This is a genomic window from Herbidospora sp. NBRC 101105 (assembly GCF_030269205.1).
In the GTDB taxonomy this organism is placed as follows: domain Bacteria; phylum Actinomycetota; class Actinomycetes; order Streptosporangiales; family Streptosporangiaceae; genus Herbidospora; species Herbidospora solisilvae.
This window is the reverse complement of sequence record NZ_BSSX01000001.1, coordinates 1,808,597-1,824,679: the sequence shown is the minus strand read 5'-3', so window position 1 is coordinate 1,824,679 and position 16,083 is coordinate 1,808,597. Positions and strand designations below refer to the sequence as shown.

Genomic DNA, 16,083 nt, shown 5'->3' with positions numbered 1-16,083 from the left:
GTGACCTTCCTCCGCGACACCGCCACGATCTTCAGCCGCGAGTTCGCCCCCGTCTGGCGAGAGCCCCTCTCGCTCGTCTTCACCATGGCCCAGCCGCTGCTGTTCCTCTACCTGTTCGGCCCCCTGCTGGAGAACGGCACCGACACGCCGGGCCCGGCCTGGCAGTGGTTCGTGCCCGGCATCCTGATCATGATGTGCCTGTCGGGGCCGCTGATGGCCGGATACTTCCTGCTCCTCGACCTCATCGGCGGTTCGATGGAGCGCCTGCTCGTCACCCCGGTCAGCCGGACCGCCCTGCTGGTCGGCCGCACACTCAAGGAGTTCGTCGTCCTGCTGGCCCAGGCGGTCCTGATCATCGGGCTGGCCGTCCCGCTCGGGCTGGACCCGCACGTCCCGGGCGTGCTGACCGGGCTGACCCTGCTGGTCGTGTTCGGGATCGGGCTCGGCGGGTTGTCGTTCGTGCTGGCCATCGTCTCGGCGCCCGGCGGGGAGTTGTTCTACGGCGTCACCCAGGTCGTCATGTTCCCGCTGCTGCTGCTGTCGGGCGTGCTGCTGCCGGTCGAGAACGGGCCGGGCTGGCTGCAGGTGGCCGCCGCCGTCAACCCGGTCACCTACGTCGTCGAGGCCGAACGCGCCCTGTTCGCCGGGAGGTTCCTCGACGCGCCGGTCCTGTGGGGCGCAACGGCGGCCGTGGTGACCGCCCTCCTCGGGCTCCACCTGGCCCGCCGCCGCATGGCACGCGGGCTCTAGCCCTGTTTCTTGGATCAGGTGCGGAGCCGGCTCGGCCCCACGCGAGCCGGCCCCGAGCCGGTGTTCCAGGTCAGGTCGGAGACGGACGTGCGCACCCACGTCCGCCGCCCCGACAGCGACACCTTCCGCCGCGGGGAGGCCGCCTACTCGGGCTGGGCGGGGCCGGGAGTACCGCCGCCTGCTGCTCATCCGCGACTGGGGGCCGCTCCGACGTACACCTGCGGCCGCCGCCGTTCAGCCGCGTCCCGTTCCGGCTCGTGCTGGCCTCGGCCTACGCCCACCTGTCGAAGTGGGTGGCCAGAGGCATCTCGCCCCCGACCGCGCCGTCACACGTCAGCCGAGTCGATCACCTGGTCAGCCGGCGGCGCGGTGACGACCAGGGGGAACCCCCAGTCGAGGAAGCGGGTGTCGTAGCTGAGGCCCATCCTCGGCTCCCGGCCGTAGACGAGGTCCGTGGTCCGGAGCCGGGTGGGCAGGCCCTTGGCGTCGGTCCAGAGCGACCAGTGGATCTCGTCTTTCACGTCACCGGTGGGAGGAAGCCCCAGCCGCTTGTGGCTCACGACGCCGCGATAGACGTACCCGCCGGAAACGGCCCTGCCGGTGACCCCGCGCAGCAGAGTGCGCAGAACGCGTTCGTCGAACACGTTGATCCCCTGATTGCTGAAAACCGCGACCTGCGGCGCCTTCCAGTCCCACCGGATCCACGACTTACCGTCGGGGAGACTGCCGGGCGGTTCATGCGTGTACGTGACCCCGCCGACGTACGTGGTGTCGTCCCAGTCGGCCCCGCCAAGAGCGGCCCGCCAGGAGGTTTCCTGGTCGTCGTACGGAACGAGAATGGAGTAACCGGTGGCGTCGTAGGCGACCGGCCCCTTCGGGCTCAGTTGCACCTGACCGCGTATGCGGGCCGCAGCGGTGGAGTGTGTCCCGTCGATCATCGCGGCGAGCTCGGAGATCCGCACCCCGTGCCCCTGACGCAGCTGCTTCTGCACGGCCCGCACGGGGTCGGGCGGCCGGGTCTGCGCGACCGCCGCAGCGGGCGCGGCCACCCCACCGGCCAGCAGCGCGGCCACGACCGAAGCCAACGATCGCCTCATCACGACTCCGTCCATCCCAGAAGATGCGGCCATCGTCGCAGGCGGCGATAACGAAAGCGATCAGCATTGGCCTCGAACCAGCTGCACGATCACCGGGTACACCGTCTGGCCCACGATCCCCGAACCCGACGATCAGAAGGCGCATCGGCGTCAGCGCGGGTCGGCCGGTGGCCGCCGGACCGGCCCCGACCCCGCTCGCTACGCCCGCCGCAACGTGGTCGAGCGGGCGATCAACAGGCTCAAACAGTTCGGGCGGTGGCCACCCGCTACGACAAACGCGGTCACATCCTCGAAACAGGCCTAGCCCCGGAACACCACCTCGTGGGAGGTCGCGGCGGGGTGGGTGAACTCCAGCAGCCGCTTGGCCTCGGCGACCAGCTCGGCCTTGGCCAGGATCGGGACCTGCTCCAGCGGGGTCAGCACCAGCGTCACCGCCCCGCCCTTGGCCGTCGTCATCGTCCAGAGCCCGGCGACCCTCCCGTCGACCAGGAACGACGGCTTGAGCTGGCCGTTGGCCTTCACATAGACGTGGTCCTTGTGGGCGTCGGGCAGGATGCGGGTGCGGCGGCCGGGGGCGTAGGCGAGCAGGGTGCTGTCGAACCACGGCAGCAGCCGGACCGGCGCCTCGGCGTCCTCGCCCGGCCGGGGCGCTCCGGGCAGGTCGTAGAGGGTGCGGCCGTCCTCGTCGGTGAAGGTCACCAGGTCGGGCATGGCCTCCAGCGCCGCGCGGACCGGCGTGATGTTCCAGGCGATCCACGAGGCGACGTCCTCGGCGGCGGCCGGGCCGAACGCCCTCAGGTGGCGGCGGACGACGAAGTCGAGCGCCTCCCGCAGTGGCGGGAACTCCTTGGCCGGGCCGAGCGCGAACAGCACCGGGGTGCGCTTGGACCACGTGCCCTCGGCCGGGACGCGGATGAACCCGACCCGCATCATCACCGACGTCCACCGGTAGAGGCGCTGGAGCTCGATCTCGCGGTCGGACAACACGCCCGGGTGCGCGACCACCCATTCGTCGATCGCGGCCACCAGTTCGGCGGCCGGACGCGGGGTGGCGCCCATCTCGCGCACCAGGTCGAGCAGCTCGCCGATCTCGGGTTCGGGGCCGGCCCGGAACGCGCCCACCTTCGAGGCGGCTGACACCGCCGCGTAGGCGGGGTAGTCGGCCGGGGTGACGGTGTGGATGGTGCCGCGCAGCAGGGTGCCGGTGACCAGGTCGCCGGTGGAGTGGGCGTGCCAGGGCGACTCGGGCGCGAGCTCGTGGGCGCGGCTCCACAACGCCGGTCCCAGCGCGGGCCAGTACTGCATCTGCAGCGCGCCGATCCGCTCGGCCACATCCGGCAGCGGGAGCCGCATCCGCTCCAGCAGACCCTGGCGGGCGAGCAGGGCACGGTTGAGGGCGCGGGTGGTGATCGGCATGCGGCCAGCCTACGGGGCGGGAACACCGGGCCCCCGTGTGTGGTTAACTACGTAGTGCCGGTGTGGATGTGTCCCCCGGGCCGCATATACCGCCTTCACGGAATACCGTTCGGCTGGAACCGTGTTGTGCATCTCGCCGAGGAGGCGACCACCACACCGGCCTAAAACGTTCTCCAGCGATGCCCCGCCCGCGTGCGGGGCATCGTCGTCTCTCGGTCCAGGCGACATCTAGGCTTGGAGCGGTCAACCGAGGGAGGAGCCCCCTTGTCGTCGCTGTTCTACCGCGTCGCCAAAGTCGTCAGCGTCCCCGTGATGCACGCCCTCTGGCGTCCGCGCGTCGTGGGGATGGAGCACGTCCCGGAGACGGGCCCGGCGATCATCGCCGCCAACCACCTGTCCGCGCTCGACTCCTTCTTCCTGCCCGCGCTGATGCCCCGCCCGGTCACCTTCGTCGCGAAGAACGAATACTTCACCGGCAGCCCGATCACCCGCCTGATCATGAGCGGCAACATCGCGATCGACCGCGACAGCGCCGGCGCCGCCCAGGCGATGCTCGACGCCGCCGCCGGCGTCCTGAACGACGGCGGGCTGTTCGGCATCTACCCCGAGGGCACCCGCTCCCCCGACGGCCGCCTCTACAAGGGCAAGATCGGCGTGGCCTGGCTGACCCTGACGACCGGCGCGCCCGTCCTGCCGGTGGCGCTGGCGGGCACCGACAAGGTGCTGCCGCCGGGCGCGTCGGTGCCGCGCGTCCACCGCATCGACGTCACGATCGGCAAGCCGATGACCTTCGAGGGCGACGCCGCCAAGGCCCGCGACCGGCGTGAGGTCACCGACCAGATCATGGACGCCATCCGCGAACTCTCCGGCCAGGAGTACGTGCCCAGCTACGCCAAACGGCCCAATACGTAACGAATTCGCTAAGCTCGTCGCCGTGCGGGGACGAACGATAGCGATCATTTCGGTGGCGTGCGTGGTCGCCGCCGCGGGCGGCGGGGCCGGCGCCTGGTGGGTGCTGCACACGCGCGGCACCCCTCAGGAGACCGCCCGCCTCTACGCCGCCGCCTGGGCGGCCGACGACCTGGCGGCGATGAAGACGCAGCTGGTGACCCCGGTCCCGGCCACGTTCGACACGGTGACCGCCTCGATCGCCAAGGATCTCAAGGCGACCGTGAAGAACGTCGAACTGGGCCAGGTGGCGCCCGCCGGCGACGACCGCTACGAGGCCTCCTACACGGCGACCCTCGACATCGCCGACGTCGGGCCCTGGACGTACACGGGCACCTTCGACCTGGTCGTGTTCGACCGGCACTGGAAGGTCGACTGGAAGCCGCAGGCCCTGCACCCCGGCATTGACGGCACCGCCAAGCTGGCGCTGAAGACGACCTGGCCGCAGCGGGCCGCGCTGACCGACGCCGACGGCAACCGCATCGACGGCACCGACGTCGGCGGGTCGGTGCAGCAACTGGTCGGCTTCCTCGACAAGGCGAACGCCAAGGACGTCGCGAAACTCGGCCCCGCCTACCGGAAGAACCAGGCCATCGGACGCGGCGGCCTGCAGGAGACCTTCCAGAAACGCCTGGCTGGGACCCCCACCACCGACGTCATGGCCGGCGACACGCCCCTGGAGTCGATCAAGGGCAAGGAGGGCGAGCCGGTCAGGACCAGCCTGGACATGACGATCCAGAACGCCGCCGCGAACGCCGTCCGCGACCTCGACAAGCCCGCCTCGCTCGTGGCCATCCGCCCCTCGACCGGCGAGATCCTGGCCATCGCCAACAACCGCGGCGACTTCAACCGGGCCCTCAACGGCCAGTACGCCCCCGGCTCGACCTTCAAGACGGTCACCGCCGCCGCCCTGCTGGCCAAGGGGGTCGGCCCGGGCGAGAAGGTGACCTGCCCGGAGAACGCCGTCGTCGGCGGCCTGAAGATCCGCAACAGCGACAACGCGGAGTACGGCACGATCACCTTCAGCGACTCCTTCGCCTACTCCTGCAACACCACCTTCGCCCCGCTGGCCCAGGAGCACCTCGGCGCCGAGGGCCTCTACGACGCCGCGGGCGACCTCGGATTCAACCAGCCGCTCAACATCGGCGTGCCGGCGAGCGAGGGCAGCATGCCGAAGGCCACCTCCGACGCCGAGCTCGCCGCCGAGTCGTTCGGCCAGGCGAAGATCATCGCCAGCCCGCTGATCATGGCCTCGGTCGCTGCGGCCGTCGCCGACGGCACCTGGCGGCCCCCGACGCTGGTCCCGGGCCTGAAGCAGAAGGCCAAGGAGAAGCCGCTGCCCGACGGGGTGGCCGACGACCTGCGCGCGATGATGCGCGCGGTGGTGTCGAAGGGCACCGCCAAGTCGGCCGGGCTGCCCGGCGGCGCCTACGGCAAGACCGGCACGGCCGAATACGGCAGCGGGCCCGAGCTGCCCTCCCACGCCTGGTTCCACGGCTACCGCGACGACGTGGCGTTCGCGGTCGTGGTGGAGGGCGGCGGAGGCGGCGGCAAGGTGGCCGCGCCGGTGGCGGCCGACTTCCTGCGGGGGCTTTGACAATTTTTCTTGTCGGTGAGACTCTGAGGCCATGTTCGAAGTGGCGGTCATCGACGACCCGGCGGCCGCCGAGGTCTCCCTCGACCCGGTCCGCGCCCGCATCCTGGCCGAACTGGCCGAGCCCGGCTCGGCCACCCAGCTCGCCACCAAGATCGGCCTGCCCCGGCAGAAGGTCAACTACCACTTGAAGACGCTGGAGAAGCACGGCCTGGTCGAGCTCGTCGAGGAGCGCCGCAAGGGCAACGTGACCGAGCGGGTCATGCGCGCCACCGCCGGGTCCTACGTCATCTCCCCCGCCGCGCTGGGGGCGGTCGAACCCGACCCCTCCCGGCGTCCCGACCGCCTGTCGGCGGCCTGGCTGCTCGCCGTGGCGGCCCAGCTCGTGAAGGACGTCGGCACGCTGATCACCCGCTCCGAACGCGCGCAGCAGAAGGTGGCCACGTTCGCGATCGACGGGACCGTGCGCTTCGCCGGCCCCCGCGACCGGGCCGCGTTCGCCGAGGAACTGTCGGCCGCCGTGGCCTCCCTCGTCTCCCGCTACCACGACGAGCAGGCGCCGGGGGGCCGTGACCACCGGGTCGTCGTCGCCCTCCACCCGGCCATCACCCGCCAGGAGCCCTAGCCCGGCGCCTCGGGCACCATCGCCCGCACGATCGTCTCCACGCCCTCCCGGGTGACCGTACCCTCGGGGGCCGTGACCAGGGTGAACAGCGCGCCGCCGTAGAGCGCGATCAGCCCCGGCACCCGCTCGGGCGCGATGGCGAGCCCGAGCTGGGCGTGGTGCCCGGCCGTGAACACCGTCGCCGCCGCCTGGAGTCCCTCCAGGGCCCGGTTCAGCTCGGGGCGGCGGACGGCCTCCAGCCGCAGCTCGAAGATGGCCAGGTAGCGGTCGCGCAGCGCGGTCGCCGCGCCCAGCAGCGAGTCGGTCAGCAGGCCGACCAGGTCGGGCTCGCCCGTCTGGCGTTCGGCGGCGGCGTCCATGTCGGCCAGGTGCAGCTCGACCACCCGTTCGGCCGCGGCCACCAGCAGGGCCTCGCGGTTGCGGAAGTAGTTGGACGCCGTGCCCGTCGGCAGGCCCGCCGCGCGTTCGGCGGTGCGGTGGGTCAGGCCGTGCACCCCCGACGAGGCGAGCAGCCCGATGGCGGCGTCGGTGAGGGCCCGGCGGCGGTCCGGATTGGTGGGCGGCACCCGGCCATGCTACCAATAACGGTAGTAGTACGACCGTAGTGAATGACGGGACCCCCATGAGAATCGCGATCATCGGAGCCGGGCTCGGCGGCGTCGCCGCCGCCACCGGTCTCCACCTGACCGGCCACGACGTCACCCTCTACGAACGCGCCCCCGAACTGCGCGAGACCGGCACCGGCATCGTCGTCATGCCCAACGGCCTCGCCGCCCTCGACACCCTCGGACTGGGCGCACCCCTGCGGGAGCACGCCGCGCCCACCGCCCAGGGCGGGCTGCGCGACCGCGCCGGCCGTCCGCTCCTGGTCACCGACGCCGCCAAGGCCCAGGAACGCTACGGCCCGACCATCGTCGTCGACCGCGCCGTCCTGCACCGCACCCTGCGCGAGCGACTGCCGGCCGACCGCATCCGGACGGGCGTCGCCGTCGGCGGCCTCGCCGAAGAGCCCGGCCGCGTGCTCGTCGACGGCGCCGACGCCGCCGACGCCGTGGTCGTGGCCGACGGGATCGGCAGCCGCCTGCGCGCCCGCCTGTTCCCCGGACACCCGGGCACCGAGCGGACCGGCCGCCTGGACCTGCGCGGCACGCTCGGCCGGATCCCCGGCGTCGACGACCTGCTCACCGCGATCCTCCTCGACCGGCACAGCGGCGCGATGTTCGGCCTGTTCCCGATGGGGTCCGGCGGCCTGTACTGGTTCACCGACACCCCCATGCCCGCGACCGTCCCGGAGCCGGAGCAGGCCCTGGAGCAGGTGGCCGAGCTCATGGCGGGCTGGCACCCGGCCGTGCCGGCCGTCCTGCGGGCGACCGCCGTGGCCGACGTCCATGTCGATCCCATCACCCGGCTGGCCAAGCCGCTGGCGACCTACACGACCGGCCGGATCTGCCTGCTCGGCGACGCCGCCCACGGCATGACCCCCGATCTGGGGCAGGGCGCGAGCCAGGCCTTCGAGGACGCCGCGGCCCTGGTCAGGCACCTTGCGGGCGCGACCCCGGCCGAGGCGGCCGAACGCCTCGGCCGCTACGACGCCGAAAGGCGGCCACGGGCCAACCGGCTCATGGCCGCCTCCAGCCGTCAGTCGCGGCTCACCACCCGCACCGGGCCGGCCGCCTGGCTGCGCGACACGCTGCTGCGCGCCACCCCGCCGTCGCTGGCCGCCCGGCAGCTCGCCGCGATCTGGCTCGCGTGAGCTCAGTGCAGGCGCCGCCAGATGGTGACCCACTGGTCGGGGTGGACGTGTCCCACGACGGCGTCGCGGGGCACCCCCGCGGCCGACAGGGCGGCGTCCACCCCCGCGTAGCGGGTCCTGAGCGACGCCCGCACCGAACCGCCGGTCCCGCCGAAGCCGAGCTCGACCAGCGCGCGGTAGGAGCGCCGGTCGGGCACCAAGGGCTCGGGCCTGCGCTCGATGCGCAGGATCGCCGAGTCGACCGAGGGCGCCGGCCGGAACGACTCCCGGAAGACGGTGTGCCCGAGCCGCCAGTGGAACCACGGCCACGACTCGACCGTGACCAGGCTCCAGCGGCCGTAGTCGCCGGTGCGCTTGCGGGCGTACTCACGCTGGGTCAGTAGTGTCGCCGACGATAGATCCGGCGCCCGAAGACACCAGTCGACGATCTTCGAAGTGACCGAATACGGAATGTTCCCCACCACCGCGAACGGCTCCCGTGGTATCCGCGCACGCGTGAAATCACCTCTCACCACTTCGATGACGGAATCGTCCTTCGTACGGGAGGCGAGCCGCCCCGCGAGCCGGGGATCGATCTCGTAGGCGATCACCCGCGCGGCCACCTCGGCCAGCGCGAACGTGAGCGCCCCCTCCCCCGCGCCGGGCTCCAGCACGAGCCCTTCGGGCGCGGCGGCCTTCACCATCAGGTCGACGGCGTGCCGGTCGACCAGGAAGTTCTGCGAGAGCGTCCGGCGCGCGCCGTCGGCGGGCGTGCGACCGCCACCGCTGTTCCTGGCCTTCTTCTGGGTATGCGAATAGTTTCCGTGCGCGAAATTCTGCGCCACAGCACTGCCCTTCTGGGTCTTCGAGATTCATGGGGTCTCGAAGGGCCCTGGGCGCGCCTGGGACGCGAAATGCCCTCAGTTCAGAGAATGAATCGCGTCCGCTAGCGGGCCAGAGCCCGGCCGTGGCGGATGCGAATGAAGAAGGGGCAGCAGAATGCAGAGGCCATGCGGGTCACTGTAGACATCGGGGAATGGCGCGGACAAAGCATTTAACCCGTGACGGCGGGCCGCCGGGAGCGGGCGGCCGGCGCCGGTGGAGGGCCCGCACCGGGGGCGGCGGGCGGTGCCGGCCGGGCGGAGCCGTAACGGAACTAGAAGGGAACCGCCGCCGCGTCGTTGTGGAAGGCCATCACCAGCAGCGTCGCGATCAACGTCGCGATCAGCAACCAGCTCACCGCGATCACCACCGTCGACCGCCGCCACCGGCGCCTCTTCTTGTCGGTGCGGCGGCGATTGCGCTCGCCCCGCTCCACCCGTTCGTTGAACGACTCTAAACGGGCGGCCAGCCGCGGATCCTCGTCTGTGAGGTGCCGCTCGATCATCGCCAGCATCCGCTCCTCGTCTTGCGACCAGGACATGGCGCACCTCCCAGGGATGCAAGGTGTGTGCGGACGTCGTTCCCCCTAAAGAAGATCGTTAGCCGTTTGGTGGGGTGCGATTTGCCCCCGCTTTCCGTTGCGATCATGATCGAACAGGTGTTCCAATCATGGGATGCGCTGGGACAACCTGCAACTCATCCCCGAACGGCCCGACAACGCCCTGATCACCAAGGGTGCGGTCGTCCGCACGATCGACACGCCCGAGTTCCGCGGCGTCACCTTCTACGAGATCCACGCCCGCTCGATCGTCAACCGCGTCCCCGGCGCCAGTCGTGTCCCGTTCGAGTGGACCCTCAACCCCTACCGCGGCTGCACCCACGCGTGCGTCTACTGCTTCGCCCGCAACACCCACACCTACCTCGACCTCGACGCGGGCCACGACTTCGACACGAAGATCGTCGTGAAGACCAACGCCGTCGAGCTGCTGCGCCGCGAGCTCGCCGCGCCGCGCTGGCGGGGCGACCCCATCGCGATGGGCACCAACGTCGACCCCTACCAGCGGTGCGAGGGGCGCTACCGCCTGATGCCCGGCATCATCCGGGCCCTCACCGAGTTCGCCAACCCCTTCTCGGTCCTGACCAAGGGCACGCTCATCCTCCGCGACCTCGACCTGCTCGCCGAGGCGGCCCGGCGGACGCGGGTGTCCACGGCCATGTCGATCGGCACCACCCATCCGGCGGCCTGGCGGGCCACCGAACCGGGAACGCCGAGCCCGCGCGCCCGGCTGGGCGCCGTGGCCGCGCTCAACGAGGCCGGCGTCCCGTGCTCGGTGCTGATGGCGCCGATCCTGCCCTACCTGACCGACTCCCCCGCCCAGCTCGAGGCGACCGTGAAGGAGATCGCCGAGGCGGGGGCCACCGGCGTGACCCCGCTCGTGCTCCACCTGCGCACCGGCGCGCGCGAGTGGTGGCTCGAATGGCTGGCCCGCGACCATCCGCGCCTGGTGCCGCGCTACCACGAGCTCTACGGGCGCGGCGCCTACGCGCCCCAGGCCTACCAGCGGCGCATCACCGACCAGGTGGCCGAGCTGGCCCGCAAATACGGCATCAGGGAGCGGGCGGGCCGCCCGGCCGCCCTTCCGGCGCGCACGCCGGACGCGGAGCAGCTCGGACTGTTCCGTTAGGACATTTGTCCCGCCGATCTCGGGATCCGGCTCCCTACGGCCGCGCGAGCGCCGGAAATAGCGTCGTCGTCATGACCGACGCCATCGTCATCCGGGGCCTGCGCAAGGCCTACCGGCACGTCCTCGCCGTCGACGGCCTCAGCCTGACGGTCCCCCAGGGGCAGCGCCTGGCCCTGCTCGGGCCCAACGGCGCGGGCAAGACCACCACCATCAGCGTGCTGCTCGGGCTGCTCGCGCCCGACGCCGGCGCCACGTCCATCTTCGGGCGCGACTCCCGCTCGGCGGTCAACGACGGGCTCGTCGGGGTCATGCAGCAGGAGATCGGGCTGCCGCCCCGCGTCACCGTCCGCGAGCTGGTGCGGTTCGCCCGCGCCGTCTTCCCCGCGCCGCTCCCCTACGACGAGATCGTCGCCCGGACGGGACTCGCCGGCCTCGACCGCACCCGCGTCGACCGGTTGTCCGGCGGGCAGCGCCAGCGGGTGCGGTTCGCCATGGCCCTGGCCGGCGACCCGAAGCTGCTCGTGCTCGACGAGCCCACCGCCGGGCTCGACGTCGAGGCCCGCCGCGACTTCTGGGACGGCCTGTCGACGAGCGGCCGCACCGTCGTCTTCTCCAGCCACCACCTCGACGAGGCCGACCGGTTCGCCGACCGCATCGTCGTGCTCAACCGCGGCCGGCTCGTCGCCGACGGCACCAGCGCCGAGATCAAGCGGGGCGGCGACCTGGAGGACGCCTTCCTGGCCCTCATCTCCGGGAGGATCGCATGACCGCCTACATCCGCCTCGAAGTCCGCAAGATGCTGCGCGACCACGGCTTCATCGTCATGAGCCTCACCCTGCCGGTCGTGCTGTACCTGATCTTCAGCAACCTCGCCCTGGGCGCGCAGGGCGAGGAGGCGCGGGCCGCCGCCGCGGCGTGGAGCATGGTGGGCATGGCCGCCTACGGCGCGCTCGGCGGCGCGTTCAGCAACGGCACCGGCACGAGCGAGGACAAGTCCCTCGGCTGGCTGGCCCAGCTCGCCGTGCTGCCCATCGCGCCGTGGCGGGTCATCGCCGGCAAGGCCGCCACCGGCGCGATCATCGTGGTGCCCTCGATCCTGCTCGTCCTGACCGCCGGGGGGCTGGTCAACGGGGTGCCGCTGACGCCGTCCGCGTGGGTCGCGGTCACCCTGCTGCTCTGGGTGGGCACGATCCCGTTCAGCCTCTTCGCTCTCGGCAACGCCTACCTGCTGAGCCCGCAGAACGCGGCCGCCGCCAACCTCGCCGGCTACATCTCCCTGTCGGTCGTCGGCGGCCTGTGGTTCCCGGCCGCCGGCTTCCCCGGCTGGTTGCAGGCCGTCAGCGAGTGGAGCCCGGTGGCGGCGTACGCGAACCTGCCCTGGGCGGTGCTCTTCGGCGAGGCCCCCTCCCTGCGATCGGTGCTGCTCCTGCTGGGGTGGACCGCCGTCTTCACCCTTTACGCTTTGTACGGTTTCCGCCGTGCCGGGAGGAGTGCATGACCCACCGTCAGGGAGGATTCGCCTTCTGGGTCCTCCTCATGGCCCTCCCCGTCCTGGAGACGGTCGCCCGGCCCTCGATCCTCCGCTGGGCGGCCGTGGTCGCGATCACCGCCCTCTACCTGTGGACCGCCCGCCGCCGGTCCCGCCTCACCCTGGCCCTGCTCGGCGTCACGAGTTCGGCGGCCGCCCTGGCCTTCGGCGGCGCCTTCACCTTCGCGCTCACGATGAGCGCCGTCCTCACCGGCGCGATCGTCCGCCGATGGCCGGGAGTGGCGCTGCTGGTGCCGCTCACCGCCGTCGCGGTCGCCGCCGCCGTCAGGAGCGACGTCGGCGGCCTGAACGTCGCCTTCTCCGGCTGGGGGGTGTTCGTCGCCGGGCTGGTGCCGTGGATCATCGTGCAGCTCTGGGACACCATCGCCGAGCTCCGGGCCACCCGGAAGGAGCTCGCCCGGGTGGCCGTCTCGGAGGAGCGCCTGCGCTTCTCCCGCGACCTGCACGACCTGCTCGGCCACACCCTGTCCGTCATGGTCGTCAAGGCCGAGGCGGTCCGGCGGCTGGCCCCCCGCGACGGCGCGGCCGCCGCCCGGCAGGCCGCCGACATCGAGGAGATCGGCCGCCAGGCCCTCACCCAGGTCAGGGCCGCCGTCACCGGCTACCGGGGCCGGGGGCTCGACGCCGAGCTCTCCTCCGCCCGCGACGCGCTGGCCGCCGCGGGCATCGAGCTGACCGTGCGCGGCCCCGGCAGCCCGCTCACGCCCGAGACCGACGCGCTGCTCGGCTGGGCGGTGCGCGAGGGCGTCACCAACGTGATCCGCCACAGCACCGCCCGGACCTGCGCCATCACCCTCGTCGTCGGCGACGGTGACGGGGCCGAGCTGACCGTCGCCGACGACGGCGCCGGGGTCACCGGGACCGCGTCCGGGAACGGGCTCGGCGGCCTGCGCGAACGCGTCGAGGCGGCGGGCGGCCGGTTCACCGCCGGGAACGTCCCCGCCGGGGGCTTCCGGCTCACCGTCGGCGTCCCGGAAGGAGCCACCCCCTGATGATCCGTGTGCTGCTGGCCGAAGACCAGGGCATGATGCGCGGCGCCCTGGCCCTGCTGCTCGGCCTCGAACCGGACATCGAGGTCGTCGCCCAGGTCGGCGACGGCACCCAGGTCGTGCCCGCCGCCCTGGAGGCGCGGCCCGACGTCGCCCTGCTCGACATCGAGATGCCCGGCCGCGGCGGCCTGGAGGCCGCCGCCGACCTGCGCGACCGGCTGCCCGCCTGCCGGGTGCTGATCCTCACCACGTTCGGCCGCCCCGGCTACCTGCGCCGGGCCATGGACGCCGGGGCGCGCGGCTTCCTCGTCAAGGACGGCCCGGTCGAGGACCTCGCCGACGCCATCCGGCGGGTGCTGCGCGGCGAACGCGTCGTCGACCCCGCCCTGGCCGCCGCCGCCCTGTCGGCCGGGCCGAGCCCGCTGACCGACCGGGAACGCGAGATCCTCGCCATCGCCGGCGACGGCGCCACGATCGCCGACCTGGCCGCCCGCCTCCACCTGTCGGAGAGCACGGTCCGCAACTACCTGTCGTCGGCCATCGGCAAGACCGGCACCCGCAACCGGGTCGAGGCCGCCGGGGTGGCCCGCCACAACGGCTGGCTCTAGACCGGCGACTCCACCCGCTGGAACGACAACCGGGCGATCGTCTTCTGCCCCTCGGCGTTGGGGTGGAAGAAGTCCCACTTGCTCACCATCGACACCGGGAACTGGTAGCGGAACACCTCGCCGTTGTCGTACCGGCACAGCGGCCCGTAGGCGGCGCAGGCCTTGGCCATCTCGTTGTTGTACGCCATCACCCGCGCCCGCACCCGGTCGCGCCGGGCCTCGTCCTTCGGCGCGGTCGAGGTCGGGTTGGCCAGCATGCTCTGGCAGATGCGCGCGACGCCCCAGAACGCCCGCGCGACGGGGTTGTCCTTGGCGACCCGCCACAGGCGCTTCAGGTCGGGGATGCTGGTGATGCGCACCTGCGCGCCCGTCGGGGCCAGCCTGGCCAGCGCCGCGTCGACCCGGGCCCGGTAGGTCGCCACCGGGGTCATCTGGCTCTCGGTACGCACGCACGCGTCCTGCGCGCCGACGAGGATCGTCACGTAGGTGGCCTTGGCCTCGATGGCCTTCTCCATCTGTTCCATCAGGTCGTCGCTGGTCGCGCCGTTGTACGCGAAGTTGCGGTTGCGGCCCTTGACGTCGGCCCCGTCGGCCAGCAGGCGCAGGTAGTGACTGTTCACGTCCTTGTGGTCGCCGGCCGCCCACGAGCGCGACGTGCAGGCGACGTACCAGCCGCAGGCGTTGAAGCCCGCGGTGATCGAGTCGCCGAGCGCCGCGATGGTCATCGGCGGGGTTGAGGCCTGGACCGTTCCAGGCCATACGAGCAGCGCGACGGCAGCGGCCACCGGCGTGATCTTCTTGATCATGGACACCTCCGGGAGCCAAAGGTAGAGATCACGAACGCCAAGGCTCTATTACCGAGGCGGCAGGCGTCTCTTCCATGACCAAGCTGCTATCGGGGCTTGACACCGGCGTACCGACGAAAGGGACCCGATGTCGAACACGTTCAGTTTCTGCGTAAAGTGGGTCAGGTGAGCGTCGCCCTCGGACTTCATCCCCCGCTCGTGGTCCGCACGGTCCCGGTACGCGACCCCGGTGACCTCATCTCCCTGCTGCCGGGTCCGGCGTCCTACACGTGGGTGCACCACGGCGACGGGCTGGTGGCGTGGGGCGAGGCGCTGCGGGTGACCATACCGCCGGGGCCCGGCCGGTTCGCGTGGGCCCGCGACTGGCTGGCCGGCGCGTTCGGGCACGCCGACATCGACGACCAGGTCAGGCGGCCCGGCTCCGGGCCCGTCGCGTTCGGCAGCTTCACCTTCGACCCCGCCTCGGCGGGGTCGGTGCTCGTCGTGCCCCGGGTCGTGGTGGCCCGGCGTGACGGGCAGGCCTGGCTGACCACGGTCGGTGAGGAGAACCTGGGGCTGGTCACGCCCGCCGCCCCGCCGGGCCGCATCCGCTACTCCGACGGCGCGCTGACCGCGCCCGGCTGGGAGCACGCCGTCGCCACGGCCGTGCGGCACATCACGTCCGGGGAGCTGGAGAAGGTCGTGCTGGCCCGCGACCTGATCGCGACCGCCGACGCCGACATCGACCCGCGGGTCCCGCTGGCCCGCCTCGCGGCGCGTTACCCCGAGTGCTACACCTTCTCCGTCGGCGGCCTCATCGGAGCCACGCCCGAGCTGCTCGTGCGGCACACCGGGCGGGCCATCGAGTCGCTCGTGCTGGCCGGCACCATCCCCAGCGGGGCCGACCCGGCCACCCTGTTCGACTCGCCGAAGGACCGCTACGAGCACACCTGCGCGGTGGCCTCGGTCGAGGCCGCGCTGAAGCCGTTGTGCGCCGAGCTCGACGTGCCGGCCGCACCCGAGCTGCTCTCGCTGCCCAACGTGCAGCACCTCGCCAGCCGGGTCACCGGCCGGCTCGACGACGGCGCGTCGGTGCTCGACGTGGTGGCCGCCCTCCACCCCACGGCCGCGGTCGGCGGCACCCCGACCGACGACGCGGTCGCCCTCATCCCCCGGCTGGAGCGCATGGACCGGGGCGGCTACGCCGGGCCGGTCGGCTGGATCGACGCCCAGGGCGACGGCGAGTGGGGCATCGCGCTGCGCTGCGCCCAGCTCGACGGCCCGCGCGCCCGCCTTTTCGCAGGTTGCGGCATCATGGGCGGGTCCGACCCGGCCGCCGAGCTCGCGGAGGCGCAGTCGAAGTTCCGCGCCATGCAGTACGCCCTCGAAGGCTGACAAAGGGGCGAAGTTTCGCATTAGCGGA

17 protein-coding genes are annotated in these 16,083 nt (G+C 72.3%); 11 read left to right on the top strand and 6 right to left on the bottom strand.

Features of this window, described 5'->3' with window-relative positions; all coding sequences use genetic code 11:
- A complete protein-coding gene (locus QSK34_RS08010) occupies positions 1 to 750 on the top strand; it encodes an ABC transporter permease (RefSeq protein WP_285581589.1) in 750 nt (249 codons plus the stop codon).
- A gap of 326 nt (positions 751 to 1,076) precedes the next feature.
- On the opposite strand, the gene QSK34_RS08005 is transcribed toward QSK34_RS08010, so the two are convergent.
- Entirely contained in the window at positions 1,077 to 1,847 is a 771-nt protein-coding gene (locus tag QSK34_RS08005) for a hypothetical protein (protein ID WP_285581587.1), read from the bottom strand.
- 300 nt (positions 1,848 to 2,147) lie between these two features.
- Positions 2,148 to 3,263: a winged helix DNA-binding domain-containing protein gene (locus tag QSK34_RS07995; protein ID WP_285581585.1), complete on the bottom strand. Its 1,116-nt coding sequence runs from the start codon at positions 3,261 to 3,263 to the stop codon at positions 2,148 to 2,150.
- Positions 3,264 to 3,527: 264 nt separating this feature from the next.
- On the opposite strand from QSK34_RS07995, the gene QSK34_RS07990 reads away from it, so the two are divergent.
- The 3 genes from QSK34_RS07990 to QSK34_RS07980 are packed head-to-tail and all read left to right on the top strand — an operon-like array spanning position 3,528 to position 6,430.
- A complete protein-coding gene (locus tag QSK34_RS07990) occupies positions 3,528 to 4,175 on the top strand; it encodes a lysophospholipid acyltransferase family protein (protein WP_285581583.1) in 648 nt (215 codons plus the stop codon).
- A gap of 22 nt (positions 4,176 to 4,197) precedes the next feature.
- On the top strand, positions 4,198 to 5,808 hold the full coding sequence (locus tag QSK34_RS07985) for a penicillin-binding transpeptidase domain-containing protein (RefSeq protein WP_285581581.1): 1,611 nt from the start codon (positions 4,198 to 4,200) through the stop codon (positions 5,806 to 5,808).
- A 31-nt stretch (positions 5,809 to 5,839) separates the two neighbouring features.
- Positions 5,840 to 6,430, top strand: a complete 591-nt coding sequence (locus QSK34_RS07980; protein WP_285581579.1) for an ArsR/SmtB family transcription factor — start codon at positions 5,840 to 5,842, stop codon at positions 6,428 to 6,430.
- Here the strand turns inward: QSK34_RS07980 and QSK34_RS07975 are convergent.
- On the bottom strand, positions 6,427 to 6,996 hold the full coding sequence (locus QSK34_RS07975) for a TetR/AcrR family transcriptional regulator (protein ID WP_285581577.1): 570 nt from the start codon (positions 6,994 to 6,996) through the stop codon (positions 6,427 to 6,429). The genes QSK34_RS07980 and QSK34_RS07975 overlap by 4 nt on opposite strands.
- Before the next feature lie 56 nt (positions 6,997 to 7,052).
- Between QSK34_RS07975 and QSK34_RS07970 the strand changes: the two genes are divergently transcribed.
- Positions 7,053 to 8,183: an FAD-dependent oxidoreductase gene (locus tag QSK34_RS07970; protein WP_285581575.1), complete on the top strand. Its 1,131-nt coding sequence runs from the start codon at positions 7,053 to 7,055 to the stop codon at positions 8,181 to 8,183.
- Positions 8,184 to 8,185: 2 nt separating this feature from the next.
- Here the strand turns inward: QSK34_RS07970 and erm are convergent, their stop codons facing one another.
- Both erm and QSK34_RS07960 read right to left on the bottom strand, forming a co-directional pair.
- Positions 8,186 to 8,866 carry a 23S ribosomal RNA methyltransferase Erm gene (gene erm, locus QSK34_RS07965; protein ID WP_502875402.1) on the bottom strand — a complete coding sequence of 227 codons (681 nt, stop codon included), beginning with the start codon at positions 8,864 to 8,866 and terminating at the stop codon, positions 8,186 to 8,188.
- A 452-nt stretch (positions 8,867 to 9,318) separates the two neighbouring features.
- Positions 9,319 to 9,585, bottom strand: coding sequence for a DUF3040 domain-containing protein (locus QSK34_RS07960; protein WP_030453621.1), 267 nt, complete (start codon positions 9,583 to 9,585; stop codon positions 9,319 to 9,321).
- Between the two features lie 133 nt (positions 9,586 to 9,718).
- Here QSK34_RS07960 and QSK34_RS07955 point away from each other — a divergent pair, with 133 nt between their 5' ends.
- The 5 genes from QSK34_RS07955 (at position 9,719) to QSK34_RS07935 (ending at position 13,875) form a co-directional block, all read left to right on the top strand.
- Positions 9,719 to 10,729, top strand: a complete 1,011-nt coding sequence (locus QSK34_RS07955; protein WP_285581571.1) for an Rv2578c family radical SAM protein — start codon at positions 9,719 to 9,721, stop codon at positions 10,727 to 10,729.
- A gap of 71 nt (positions 10,730 to 10,800) precedes the next feature.
- Positions 10,801 to 11,496 (top strand): ABC transporter ATP-binding protein, encoded by a 696-nt coding sequence (locus QSK34_RS07950; protein ID WP_285581569.1) that lies wholly within the window; start codon positions 10,801 to 10,803, stop codon positions 11,494 to 11,496.
- On the top strand, positions 11,493 to 12,227 hold the full coding sequence (locus QSK34_RS07945; RefSeq protein WP_285581567.1) for an ABC transporter permease: 735 nt from the start codon (positions 11,493 to 11,495) through the stop codon (positions 12,225 to 12,227). Before QSK34_RS07950 ends, QSK34_RS07945 begins: the two co-directional genes overlap by 4 nt.
- Positions 12,224 to 13,270, top strand: a complete 1,047-nt coding sequence (locus QSK34_RS07940; RefSeq protein WP_285581565.1) for a sensor histidine kinase — start codon at positions 12,224 to 12,226, stop codon at positions 13,268 to 13,270. The genes QSK34_RS07945 and QSK34_RS07940 overlap by 4 nt, the downstream gene beginning before the upstream one ends.
- Positions 13,270 to 13,875 (top strand): response regulator transcription factor, encoded by a 606-nt coding sequence (locus QSK34_RS07935; RefSeq protein ID WP_285581563.1) that lies wholly within the window; start codon positions 13,270 to 13,272, stop codon positions 13,873 to 13,875. The genes QSK34_RS07940 and QSK34_RS07935 overlap by 1 nt, the downstream gene beginning before the upstream one ends.
- Here the strand turns inward: QSK34_RS07935 and QSK34_RS07930 are convergent.
- The gene (locus tag QSK34_RS07930; protein ID WP_285581561.1) at positions 13,872 to 14,681 is read right to left on the bottom strand and encodes a GDSL-type esterase/lipase family protein; all 810 of its coding nucleotides are present in this window, start codon (positions 14,679 to 14,681) and stop codon (positions 13,872 to 13,874) included. The two genes, QSK34_RS07935 and QSK34_RS07930, sit on opposite strands and share 4 nt — an antisense overlap.
- Before the next feature lie 165 nt (positions 14,682 to 14,846).
- Between QSK34_RS07930 and QSK34_RS07925 the strand changes: the two genes are divergently transcribed.
- Positions 14,847 to 16,055, top strand: coding sequence for an isochorismate synthase (locus QSK34_RS07925; protein WP_285581559.1), 1,209 nt, complete (start codon positions 14,847 to 14,849; stop codon positions 16,053 to 16,055).
- Positions 16,056 to 16,083: the final 28 nt, after the last annotated feature.